Origin of the sequence: Ulvibacter antarcticus, from assembly GCF_003688405.1 — a bacterium.
In the GTDB taxonomy this organism is placed as follows: Bacteria; Bacteroidota; Bacteroidia; order Flavobacteriales; family Flavobacteriaceae; genus Ulvibacter; species Ulvibacter antarcticus.
Window position 1 is genome coordinate 270,844 of record NZ_REFC01000015.1, and the last position, 12,992, is coordinate 283,835.

General features: G+C 38.7%; 9 protein-coding genes. 4 read left to right on the forward strand and 5 right to left on the reverse strand.

What is annotated here, in order from left to right; all coding sequences use genetic code 11:
- Positions 1–110 precede the first annotated feature (110 nt).
- The 4 genes from BXY75_RS15475 to BXY75_RS15490 form a co-directional block, all read right to left on the reverse strand.
- Positions 111–2,048: a M1 family metallopeptidase gene (locus BXY75_RS15475; protein ID WP_121908679.1), complete on the reverse strand. Its 1,938-nt coding sequence runs from the start codon at positions 2,046–2,048 to the stop codon at positions 111–113.
- A 280-nt stretch (positions 2,049–2,328) separates the two neighbouring features.
- The gene (gene era / locus BXY75_RS15480; RefSeq protein ID WP_121908680.1) at positions 2,329–3,213 is read right to left on the reverse strand and encodes a GTPase Era; all 885 of its coding nucleotides are present in this window, start codon (positions 3,211–3,213) and stop codon (positions 2,329–2,331) included.
- A gap of 32 nt (positions 3,214–3,245) precedes the next feature.
- Positions 3,246–4,007 carry a hypothetical protein gene (locus BXY75_RS15485; RefSeq protein ID WP_121908681.1) on the reverse strand — a complete coding sequence of 254 codons (762 nt, stop codon included), beginning with the start codon at positions 4,005–4,007 and terminating at the stop codon, positions 3,246–3,248.
- A 2-nt stretch (positions 4,008–4,009) separates the two neighbouring features.
- The gene (locus BXY75_RS15490) at positions 4,010–4,594 is read right to left on the reverse strand and encodes an RNA polymerase sigma factor (RefSeq protein ID WP_121908682.1); all 585 of its coding nucleotides are present in this window, start codon (positions 4,592–4,594) and stop codon (positions 4,010–4,012) included.
- Positions 4,595–4,737: 143 nt separating this feature from the next.
- Here BXY75_RS15490 and BXY75_RS15495 point away from each other — a divergent pair, with 143 nt between their 5' ends.
- The 4 genes from BXY75_RS15495 to BXY75_RS15510 all read left to right on the forward strand — a co-directional run bounded on the left by BXY75_RS15495 (position 4,738) and on the right by BXY75_RS15510 (position 11,512).
- Positions 4,738–5,712, forward strand: coding sequence for a hypothetical protein (locus tag BXY75_RS15495; RefSeq protein WP_121908683.1), 975 nt, complete (start codon positions 4,738–4,740; stop codon positions 5,710–5,712).
- Between the two features lie 171 nt (positions 5,713–5,883).
- Positions 5,884–6,810: a hypothetical protein gene (locus tag BXY75_RS15500; protein ID WP_121908684.1), complete on the forward strand. Its 927-nt coding sequence runs from the start codon at positions 5,884–5,886 to the stop codon at positions 6,808–6,810.
- Between the two features lie 36 nt (positions 6,811–6,846).
- Positions 6,847–8,811 (forward strand): DUF7849 domain-containing protein, encoded by a 1,965-nt coding sequence (locus BXY75_RS15505; protein WP_121908726.1) that lies wholly within the window; start codon positions 6,847–6,849, stop codon positions 8,809–8,811.
- A complete protein-coding gene (locus BXY75_RS15510; RefSeq protein WP_121908685.1) occupies positions 8,792–11,512 on the forward strand; it encodes a CHAT domain-containing protein in 2,721 nt (906 codons plus the stop codon). Before BXY75_RS15505 ends, BXY75_RS15510 begins: the two co-directional genes overlap by 20 nt.
- Positions 11,513–11,668: 156 nt before the next feature.
- Here BXY75_RS15510 and BXY75_RS15515 read toward each other — a convergent pair whose 3' ends face one another.
- Complete coding sequence (locus BXY75_RS15515; protein WP_121908686.1) at positions 11,669–12,925, reverse strand: cation:proton antiporter; 1,257 nt, start codon at positions 12,923–12,925, stop codon at positions 11,669–11,671.
- Positions 12,926–12,992 lie beyond the last annotated feature (67 nt).

The following is a 12,992-nucleotide window of genomic DNA, read 5'->3' on the forward strand; positions in this document are numbered from 1 at the left end:
AGTGATATAGTTCTCGATTCTCCTAAAGTTTCGAGGGTCAAAATCCCTTTTAGCCATTTTGAAATCACTTCTTCTCGATTGAAGATTCATCAAAATATCAAATCGTCTTCTTAATTTTCAGTATTTACCCAAACATCATTTAAGACATTTACATCGGGCACTTGCTTTTTTGGATCAAATTCAACGCGCTGTATAATTTTTGAAGTAGGCAAAAAGTGAGCCCATTGATCTCCTTTTTGCCAAATTTCAACCGGCAGATCAATCATTTCAGAAGAACCATCAGCATACGTAACATTGAGTAGAACGGGCATTGGGAAATCTGTTTCATTAGTTAAAATAATGCTGTAACCGCCGGTTTCCTTTTTCACATCAGTTACCGCAATATCAATGTTTTTATTTCCATAAAACCACCCTTTCCAATACCATGACAGATTCTCGCCCGCTACATTTTCCATATGGTTAAAAAAATCATTGGGTTGTGGATGTTTATACGCCCAGGTTTTAATATAAGATTGGAAAGCATTATCGAAACGCTCAGGTCCTAAAATATATTCACGTAAAACTATAAGCCCTACTGCCGGTTTATAATATCCAACATAAGCCAAGTTCATAGAACCACTCACGTCGGGATACACGTCAATACCTTCTCTGTGTTCCCAATTTAAATAGCGTATAATTGATCGGATTGGCCTATTCGAGGATGAATATTCCCCTTTATTGAATGCATTTGTGCTGTAATAATTTATAAAGGTGTTAAACCCTTCATCCATCCAAGCATATCTTCTTTCGTTAGAACCAACAATCATTGGAAACCAATTGTGCCCAAACTCGTGATCGGTTACACCCCACAAATCATCTCTAGTGCTTTTCCAACTACAAAAGCTAACTCCCGGGTATTCCATCCCTCCTACCTCGGAAGCGACATTAATAGCAGTTGGATATGGATATTGAAAATACGTCTGTGAGTAATATTCTATCGATGCTTTGGTATATTCAGTAGAACGTGACCAGGCGTTAGAACCATTACTTTCTATAGGATATACCGACTGTGCCAGCGATTTTTTTCCATTCGCCAGATTAATTTTCGCGGCGTCCCATATAAAGCCTTTAGATGAAGCAAAAGCAACATCACGAGTATTTTCCATCTTAAAACGCCAGGTTGAGCTCCCTGAGTTTTTTAGCCTTGTAGTTTTTTGACCAACTTCCTCCGGACTAATAATAAATACCGTTTTATCGCTTTTTGACGCATCGTTCAATCGGTCCCGTTGTGTTTTAGTGAGCACCTCTTCAGGGTTTACTAATTCTCCAGAACCAACTACAATATGATCGAAAGGAACAGTTATAGCATATTCATAATTTCCATAGTCGCAATAGAACTCACCTGCTCCTAAGTAAGGCTCCACATTCCATCCTACTACATCGTCAAAAACAGCAACTCTCGGATACCATTGCGCAATGGAGTAGATTGTTCCGTTTTGAGTATCCAATCTACCCATACGGTCCATTCCTTTTACTGGAATTTTATATACGAAATCCATACTGATCGTCGCCTTTCCGCCTTTTCCTTGTAATGGTTCATCGAAAAATACTTGCATACGAGTGTCATTTATCAATGATTTTGTCGAAACACCCTTATTTACCTTGGCTGAAAGATTTGAAATTGTATATCCTCCATCGACATCACCATTATAACGGTTACCTTCCACAGGCGTAGTTAAAGTCCCTCGAGAGTTCAAGGTGAATCTATTCTGTTCAAGGTAAAGCCACACAAAGTCAAGATCTTCCGGACTGTTATTTGTATACATAAGGCTTAGCTTTCCCGTAATAGTTTGTTTTTGATCATCTAGAGTGGCTTCAATTTTATAGTCGGCACTGTTTTGCCAATATTCAGGCCCAGGCTTACCTGAAGCTGTTCTATAAACAGATCCCTGTCGATAGGTAAAATCATTAAATAATTGCTGATTATCTTCAATAACGGCTTGCGAATAACTAAAAGTAGTAACAAAAAACACAAGGCCTAAGATCACTTTAAACGGACCGTAGTTCATAAGAATTTAAATTTAAAATACAGGCTAAAGTAATTAATGCAGATGAATATCTGAGTTAAGAAGATGCAAATTTATAGTAGATTGAAAATAGCTTTTAGCAGGAATTAATTTGAAGCTGACTCACTACCTATGAACATAATAATATTCCATATCCTGAGAATTCAGTCTGCCACGACAAATATTTTATTCGACAGTTAAATTTGCTTCAGAAAGAAGCGTTATTTTAGACCATTCGAGGGTATAAAATTCTGAAATCCCAATATTTTCTCTTTTTTATTACCTACTGATTATACCCAAAACGCTTCAACTGTCGAGAATCATTTCGCCAGTTTTTATTAACCTTCACATATAATTCGATGTGAATTTGCTTTCCGAAGAACTTTTCCAAATCCTTACGAGCTTCAATGCCAACCCATTTAATGGCCTGTCCTTTATGCCCAATAATAATCCCTTTTTGCGTCTCACGCTCTACCATAATAACAGAACGGATTCGGATGATATCATCATCTTCAAAAAACTCTTCAGTTTCAATCTCTACCGAATATGGAATCTCCTTTTTGTATTGCATTAATATTTTCTCGCGAATTGCTTCGTTTACAAAAAAGCGTTCAGGTTTATCGGTAAGCTGGTCTTTTGGGTAGAAAGGCGGAGAGACCGGAAGCAATTCAATAATTCGTTTAAATACTTCAGTTACACCAAAGTTCTGAAGCGCAGAGATCGCAAATACCTCAGCATTCGGAACTTTTTCCTGCCAGAGTTGTAACCCTTCAGCAAGCAATGCTTCATTGCCTAGATCAATCTTGTTGATCAATAAAAGCACAGGAATCTTTGCATTGGTAATTCGGTTAAAAAAGGCTTCATCTTTCAACTCCTTTTCTCCCAACTCGACCAGATACAATAGCACATCTGCATCGTCGAAAGCCGATTTTACAAAGTCCATCATGCTCTCCTGAAGCTGATATGAAGGTTTTATAATTCCCGGGGTATCACTTAATACCACCTGAAAATCATCTCCGTTTACGATTCCTAAAATTCTGTGACGTGTTGTTTGCGCTTTAGAAGTAATTATTGATAATCGCTCCCCTACAAAAGCATTCATAAGGGTACTCTTTCCTACATTGGGATTACCTATAATATTTACAAATCCGGCCTTGTGTTCCTGCATTCTTATGTTTTATTGAAGCAGCAAAAGTACGGCTATTTTAGCTTCTTCAGTAATTTTTGTGCTTTCTTATACATTTCGGCATCTTCAGGAATTTGCTTTAATAGTTCCATACTCTCCATATTTTTCTCCTGTTTCAATTTGCTTAGAGCATGGTGCCAAACCGCCTGATATTTGAATGCTGAATTCTCTTCGGAAAGCGTTTCAAAAATCGCATCAGCCTTTTCAAAGAAATTGGTTTCTAACAGTGAGATTGCATAGTATAATTGATATTCGGTATTTGTAGAATCTTTTAGCGTAAGGCTTTCAAAATACACGCTAGCATCCTTAAAATTACGCTCATTAAAGGCATTCTCAGCATTATTTATAAGTTCATCGCCCTCTCCTCTCATCGTCAAACTTACAGCATCATATTGATTGTAGTCTCCAAAAGTTGGAGTCGAAAACTGATTGAACAAAGTCATTCCTATAAGTAGCATCACACTGGCTGCAATTGCATATTGCCAAGGCTTAAAGCTTCTCACAATTGTTTTTTCTTCGGAAGTCGTTTCGGTTTCAGTAACCGATTCTTTACTGAAATGTTTTTCTGAAATTTGCTTCAGATTTTCCTTGAATGCTAATGTAGCTTCTTCATGTTCGAATTTATGTTCCAAATAAGACGAAAATTCTTTATAAGTCTCAAACGACTTCCGAAGCGATTCGTCCGTAGACAATTGTGCTTCAAAAGTGAGACGTTCTTCAGTGCTCATTTCTTCCGAAAGGTACTCTTCAAATGCTATGTAATTTTGCTCTTCCATTACTACAGGGATTTAATGTGTAAATACTGCGGCGATTCCTGCGCCATTTTGGTCAATTGCCCAATACATAATGATTTTTTCTTGCGAGCATAAGCGTAGGAAATTCCCAACGCAGCTGCTACCTCCTCCATCGACTTAATTTCAAAAGTCTTGGCCAGTAATTCCTGGCAAGCCTTTCCTAATTTTTTAAACAACTCATCAAACAATGTCTGTTTTTCGTCGAAGACCTCGGTATCAAGAACCATTTCTTGTACGGGTTCATCTGTAGATACAATCTCTTCATTAATTGTTACCTCTTTATTAGAAGATTTTTTTAATTCATTTAACCAACGCCGCTTACACAACAGAAAAAAGTAGGCGTCAAACGGACACGTTAACTGTAGATCTTTTTCGGTCGCCTGATGATAAATGGTAACGATCACATCCTGAACGACATCCTGTGCCCGGTCATGATCCCCGCTGTTCTGTCTAATATAGTTAACCACCTTGGGTACAAACTTATCATAGATCGCTTGTATTATAAAGGAGTTGTTTTTTGCAAGACCATCAATATACTTCTGGTCTTCGTGTACTTTTTTTTCGCTCATGGAAGCCTAATTTCACTACTAAAGTAAAAAAAAATAAGACGGGAGGGTAACAAAATTTAAGATGTCTTTATATAAGGGTGTAGCAGCAAAAAAATAGCTGCTAAAAACAAAAAAATAATTTTAAACAATAAAACTTAGAAATCATGAGAACAGTTAAACAAATTTTTGGAATCGCCTTATTAGCAGCAACGACTTTAACAAGTTGTTCAAAAGACAAAATCGAACCGGATGTAATTATTCCTTTAGTGTATCCATCTACACAAGATTTTAACAACATTAAAAATCAAGCCTTAGCAGATTTAGTTCAAAACGCAACTTTCAATGCCGAGGACGGACTTAGCTTTACTTCAATTAAAGGAACTCAAGTTTTTATTACTGCAGGATGTTTAATGCAAGGAGGTAGTCCAGCAACAGGTGCAGCCGAACTTACTTTCGTAGAAGTATTCGATAAAGCTAGTATGCTTACTGCAAATAAAGCTACAATGGGTGTGTTACCAGGTGGTGACCGAGGAATGATCATCTCTGGTGGCGAATTCTACATAAACGTAAAGCAAAATGGAAATCAGTTGGACCTTACTTGTCCAATGAGCGTAATCATCGATGCCAGCTTAACTGGTGGTGCTGACCCTGCGATGACCTTGTGGGATGGTGATGTCGATGAAAATGGTAATATCGTGTGGAGAGAACAAGATGGTACAGGAGCAGGTGGTGTGCAAGGTGATGGAAGCGAATATTATGCGAACTTCCCAAATTTTGGATGGACAAACGTAGACCGTTTCTATAGCGATCCTAGACCTAAAACAACCTTAGGAGTAAAAGTACCTGTAGGATATGATGATGCAAACTCTGCAGTATTCCTTTCTTACGACGGAGAAGATAACGCAATAGCAGCATTAGATACCTTCGATCATGCAACGAGTATTTTCTCAGAGCACTACGGTCAAATCCCTGTCGGACTAGAAATGCACGTGATCTTTGCTACTGAAAACGAGGGTGACTGGAGCTGGGCTATTATGGGAGTAACAGTTGCCGCAGATGATCTTTACGATTTTACTGGAGTAGCTCTTACCACAGGATCTCAATCTCAATTAGAGGCAGCAATCCTTGCATTACCATAAAAAATAATAGGTCTGTTGAGGAGCGGGCCTGTTTGTTGAGGAGTGTTCGAAAACCCCCGGAAGCAATTCTGAGGGGTTTTCTGCTCAAATACTGCTCCTTAGTTTAAAAAGTGTTAAATTTAATACGGAAGTAAGATTTTGATATATCGATCTTCCGAAACTCTGAAAATCATGAAAAAACTTAAACTCTTATTTATAGTAGTTGTTGCCTCACTATGCTTCAATTCCTGTAGCGACTGTACAGATGAAACTGATACGCGCGCAATAACGCCATTTGATGTACCTACGCCTCAGGAATTCGAACAAATCCAAACCGATGTGTTCGATGGCATGATACAATTAGTACAAGTGGATGTCACGAACGGATTCAACTATGTTGCCGCTAGTGGAGTAACTATTTCTATATCGCCCAACTGTCTTCAAATCAACGGCCTACCCGTGACAGGCATTGTGGATTTGGAAATTGCTGAGTTCTATGATAAGGGTGAAATGCTAATTTCAAATACTACTACTGTTGGTAATATCCCTGGTGCTGGACGAGACCTTCTAATTTCCGGAGGGGCTTTCTTTATCCGTGTTTCGCAAAATGGAGTGTTTGCTTCACTAGCTTGTTCCGGATTTATAAGCGTTCCAACTGGTATTACCGGTGGAAATGACCCTGACATGCTGCCTTTTTCAGGAAGCGTTAATGCAGCTGGAAATCTTGAATGGACTCAGATCAACGGGGAAGTCAATATCGACATCGACACTTACTATACTCAATTCCCCGAATTTGGATGGTTTAATATTGATCGTTTTTTGAACGATCCCAGACCTACCACAGCTGTACAAGTTGCAGTGCCGCAGGAATTCAACAGCGAAAACACCCGAGTATATCTTGCCTTGCAAGGAGAACCTAATTCCCTCGCTTATCTTTATGGTGAACTGCCTATAGGACTCGAAGTACATATCATATTTCTATCTGAATCTAATGGTGATTTTAGGTATGCCGTTGAAACTCTTACTCTCGAACAGGATCAATTGGTCATATTTACAAGACAGCAAACCGAAGTAGTTACTGCAGCCGTGCTCAAGGACCGAATTAATGCATTACCCTAAACCAAAATGATGAACAAAGGCACTAACCCTCCAAAGATGAAAACATACATTTTACTTTTTGCATCACTACTAGTTTCAGGATTAGCATTTTCGCAGGTTCAGAATGATACCTTACGACGTTCGGCCAATATTGGTTTCGATCGCAATGGCAATCTGGTATCCTTCAAACCCGAAACCCCACCACTTCAACAAATTGCAGGAGCGCCCAAGGCATTCTATACTTTCTATTGGGAGTTCGACGATGGTACATACAGCACAGAAAAAGAGCCTAAACACGCCTACAAAAACAAAGGGGAATACGATGTAAAATTATGGGCAACCAATCAATATGATACTGGTAAACCGCCATCTACCAGACCTAAAAAAGTAGCGGTAAACGACATCACTTCCGAAGCTGGAGATATTGCAAGTATGGACGAAAATTTAGATCTAATGATCAACCGAGATCCTATTCCTCAAGAAGAGATGGTCGTTGTAATGAGTTATAAAAACGCAAACTCATTTGTAAGTAGCGGTAAACTTTATCTTTATTATAACGAACGCCAGTTTAAAGCCGATAATTTCGAGCTCACAGACTCCCGAACCTATCACGGCGAACGCAAAGTTTCTAACTCCGGATTTGCGCTTAACGAAAAAATAGACGCTTTAGATGACACTTATTATGCTGCTGCTAAAAACGAACTACTTCAAATACACACAAAGGCAATAGATACCACCGAGCGAAACAACCTCCCGCTTACCATGGAAGAATCTGAGGCTTACTATAAAAAATCCGAAGCCTTCGAATTCGATGACATGCAACCTAATGAAGAACGCAATGTCTTTTTCACAATGAAAACAACTCCGGAAATGATCAAAGACACCAGTGCTATTATCACTGTGAGAAGTATCTATGTACCCGACAATAACAGCTCGAAACACAAAGTAAAAGACCTGGAAATGGAGATCGTAACCTCTCATGACCCCAATAAAATGTCGTCCAATGCTTCATTGATGAATTACCGCTTCGTGCGCTTTAAAACTTTTAAATTCAAAATAAAATTTCAGAATAATGGCGAAGGTCCCGCACGCACCATAAGGCTGGAGACAGACATCCCCGAAATGTTCGACAAACAGACCATCGAAGTTACCGATCAATATCCTGAATGCCCTATTTGTCCTAAAAATAGAGAGGTCGCATATAGTTGTCTCGACACTACTTTCACCAAAGAACAGGCAATTTTCACTTATAAAAACATCTATCTTCCGGGAAGTCAGCAAAAAAACGTCAAGGAATACGATTCGACCAAAGGTTTTGTAAAATACCGAATTAAGCTGAAAAAGGATTTTCACAAAAAGAAGACCAAAAGCCGCACCGCTATTATCTTCGATAAGAACGAACCTATCATCACCAATTACGCGACTACCCGATTCATACCCGGGATTTCGTTGGGCGCTAAAGTGGGGTACGCTATCACTCCGGGTCGTGACAATGCTAAGGAATATTTCGCTGGAGTAACCATTTCTCCCTTTAAATCGTACCGTGGATATCTGCAATTTGAATTGTTTGGCTCTTATGCCGAATTTCAGGAATTCAATCAATTTACAGAACAGACACCTGTAGATGTTTTCATAAACTCTTATGAGTATTTTCAGACTGCTACCACCCGAAATTTCACCGGCTATCTCGTCCCGATTTCCTATCGCTACAACCTCAACAATTTTATGGCAATAGGTACAGGTGTGCAGATGAAATTGGATATCACCAATAAAACCATCACCGAAACCAATGGCGAATACTCGCTTATTATCCCTTCCGAGGGTCAGGTGATACGCGATGACACTCAGGATACATTCACACGTACCGAAACCAACTGCGATTGCGTGAATTTCAGAACCGGAATTTTTGCCGGATTCAACATCGGTTTTGCACGTATTGGACCGAGCGTTGGAGCGCGTTACATCTATTATTTAAACGAAGACAACCAACAAATTCAATTGTATGGTATCTGGAAGTTTTAGTGGTTTTTGGGCGTCCCACTCCCCCCTTTCGCCTTTGGCTTCGGAGGGAGTAGTCGGGCTTTCAGGAGTCGCTACCTCCTTGCCTGCGAATGGCAGTCAAGGCCGTGAGCTTCAACAATCCCTCAATCCCTTACGCAGATTCCTGCCACTAATTATTATTCTTTTTGCAAGTCAATTTCTTCTTGCCCAACAATTGGAAGAAAACATTTATAATTCCCTTGATCAATTCATAGAAAACCCTTCCGAAGAAAATTTGGAAATGCTTCAGATCAAAGAAGCAACTTTTGAAACCAACGTCACTTCCGAAGAAGAAAAACTTGCATTGCTCATCCTCGATTGTAATTTAGGTTATTATAACAATCGTTTTGGAAGAACCCAATTTGCAATCGATTGGTATGAAAAAGCCTGGAAACTTTACGAAGAAAATAAATTTACAACCTACGACATAAGTGAATTCTGCCTCAAGCCGCTAGGCAATTTATATACCATTACCGGCGCCTTTACCAATGCCGAAAGCACCATTAAACAATATATCCATCTGGCAGAGGAAGCGAAAAATCCTATACAGCGAACAAGTGGAGTTATCAACCTTTCTGTGGTTTATCACAATACCGGAAACTATCAAACAGCCATACTAATACTTGAAAAGGAACTTCAAAACAAGACGATTACTAAGTCGCAGAAAGCGGCCCTCGAAAACAACCTTGCCACGAATCTCTTTGCAATTGGAAAAACAGATGAAGCCCAAGAAATCATAGATCGCGCTATAAAAAATGGAAGTCTTATTTCGGCAAAGGCATATAAAAATGCCGCTCAGATTGCTGTTCGCGAAAATGATTTTCAGAAAGCTGAGAACTATTTGTTTCAGGCAGAGCGAGCCCTTTCGCAAAATCCTGATTTTTCGGCAAGAGAATTGGCAAAATTATATCAGGAACAAGCACAGTTGTATATGATGCAGCAAAAAGATGCAGAAGCCAACAAGAGTTTACAAAAATCGTTGCACACATTGCTGCCAAATCTTGAAAAGGACCAACTTCCTGAAGCATCAATGTTGTATGCAGAAAACACCTTTCTAGATGTCCTCGACGGGTTGGCGCATCAAGAAACGGATCTCGAAATTGCCTTACAATATTTCGATCTCAGTTTTTATGTTTCACAACTACTCTCCAGAGAACTAAATTCTCAAGAGGCTAAAATTTTGCATCAGCTGGACGACAGAGTACGTAGTGAAAAATGCATTGCACTGCTTTTTGACAACTATCAGAATAGCGGGGATGATACACTTATGGAGCGTGCCTTTAACTATGCAGAGAGATCAAAAGCCGTCGTTTTATCGGAAATGCAATTAAAACGATCCCTGCTTAGCCAGCACCTTAACGATACATTACTTCAGAAGGAACAACAACTGATAAGAAAACAAGAAGCACTTATCAACAATCTGGTAAGAGCACAATTGTCGGAAGGTTCAAAAGAAGACATAAATAACATCACCTTTTCGCTAAATAGTCTTCATCTGGAACTTAAAACAGTGGCTAAGGAAATTGCGCTTAAGTATCCGGAAGAAGAAAATACAACGGTGGCAATCGAAACTATTCAGCAGAAATTATTAGAAGATTCTGCCAGAATGTATTACTTTTTCTTCGGAAGAGAAGTCTTGTATACTTTTAGAATTTCGAATGCTACGATGGAGCTTCAGAAGAAACCCATTACAGCAAAATTTAGCAATATATTATTAGATTATATTCATTCGTTCGATACCTCATCTAAGATTAACGATGATATTCCGAAGTACACCAAGACCGCTTTTTCATTGTACCAAGAGCTCGATCTTAAAAATCATTCCAAAGTAAAAAACCTCGTTATCATTCCGGACGGACTTCTCAATTTTGTTTCATTTGAAGCCTTACTTACTGAAGAAACCAATACAATTAATTACTCAAAAATGCCTTTTTTGGTAAAGGCACAAAGCCTTGCTTACAACACTACTGCGGGCATGTATGCCAATAGCTCAAGAAGTGAAGAAAAGAATAAAGTTTTAGGTGTTTTTCCGGTTTTCTATAATACTAAAAGTGAACTCAAATTTTCCGTAAATGAATCTGAAAGTTTGGATCGAGATATGAATTCAACATTATTAATGAGAGAGCAAGCGACCAAGGCTAATTTTTTAAATGAGGCTCCGCGTTATAATATTTTGCATTTGTCTACCCATGCTAGTGGTGGAGATTTTGTGATACCTGCGAATATTCAGTTTATCGACGATGTGATGCTGCTTCACGAGCTATATTCTTTAGATCTACATCCTGAATTAGTGGTTTTAAGCGCATGTGAAACCGGAATTGGAAAATTACAAAAGGGCGAAGGTGCAATGAGTGTTGCCAGAGGGTTTCAATATGCCGGAGCCAAAAATTTATTGTTCTCTTTGTGGAAAGTAAATGATTTATCGACGGCGCAATTGATGGATTCATTTTATAAAAGCTTCAGAAAAAATGAATCTGCCTTCGTTTCCAATCACCTGTCTAAATTAAAATATCTTCAGAATGGTGATATTAGCACCATAAAAAAATCTCCTTATTACTGGAGCAGTTTTGTTTATTACGGAGGGCTTTCCGAAGCTAAAACAAGTTACAACACCCTAATAGTATTCGTTGGTTTAACCTTATTGGTACTTTTTATTGTGGTAATGCGTAAGAAACGAACATAGATTTGGCAGTGAATTCTATGTCTTCATTTGTTGATTTCCATATGACGTAATCTCTCCTCAAGTCACGGAACCAAAATACTTCTAATCTATCAACAAATTAAAGTTGCTTCAGGTTTTATTTGCAATATTAGTTTTCATCGCTATTGGTATTAATATTCAATCTTTTAATAAATTCCGTACTCTAAGGCGCTCAACCAATTTGGAGACAGTAAGTCCTTGTACGAGGATTGAAAACACCACTACGATATAAGTGATTACTAAAAACAAGTCCCGATGCATTTCCTGTGTTAGTCCTAAAGCTAAAGCGATCGAAATACCACCTCTCAATCCTCCCCAAGTCATAATAAGGTTAGTATTGGGAACAAAATTAAGTTTCTTTTCAAAGAATTTTATGGGGCCAATAAGCGAAGCATAGCGGCAGGCGAGTATAATTGGGATGGCTAATAAACCTGCTATTATATAATTCCCTTCTAAGGTAAGGATAAGCATTTCCATACCGATAAGGACAAAAAGAATGGTATTAAGCAAGATATCTATTAGTTCCCAGAATTTATCGACATAGGTTTCGGTGGTTTTAGACATGGCAGAATGTCTCACCGTATCCATCCCGACCATAAGTCCGGCAGTTACCATTGCTAAAGGAGCCGACAAGTGAAATTTCTGCGCCACGGCTGTTCCAACCATTACGGTGGCCAAGGTGATTATAACTTCGATGTCGTAATCGTCAATAGATTTCAATAAACGATAGGTTATCCAACCTAAGAAAACTCCAAAAGCGATACCTCCTAAAACTTCCTTTGCAAAAAGTCCAACTACATCCATCACCGCTACATTTTCGGCGCCAATACTCGCGATTTGATAGATGGTTAAAAACACAACTACACCTACCCCGTCATTAAAAAGTGATTCCCCAACAATTTTTGTTTCAAGCCTTTTTGGAACACCCGCTTGTTTTAGAATTCCCAATACTGCAATTGGATCTGTAGGGGAAATAAGAGCTCCAAATAGTAAGCAATAAATATATGCAATCTCTAAACCTAGTAACTGTAAAATAAAAAACATAGCCGTACCCACCAGAAATGTAGAAATGAGAACACCTAAAGTAGCAAACGCTAATACCGGCCATCGTTGGACTTTTAACTGTTCAAAATTGGTATGCAATGCCCCAGCAAAGAGCAGAAAACTAAGCATTATATCGAGCAAAACAGTTTTAAAATCTATTTGTGTAATGATTTCTATTTCAGCATTTAAAAGGGTATCGTCAAAATAGCTTAAAGCCAATACCGCAAGGGTAAAAACGATGGTGATAAGCATTAGTCCAATAGTATTGGGGAGGTGCAAAAACCGTACATTGATGTATCCAAAACCTGCAGCAAGTGCGACAAGAACGGTGGTAATGAGAAAATAATCCATAGGGTGAGGGTTGGTAGTGCTAAGGTACTGTTTTCTGATTTCGCTTCGGAAGAAGTATAGAATATTA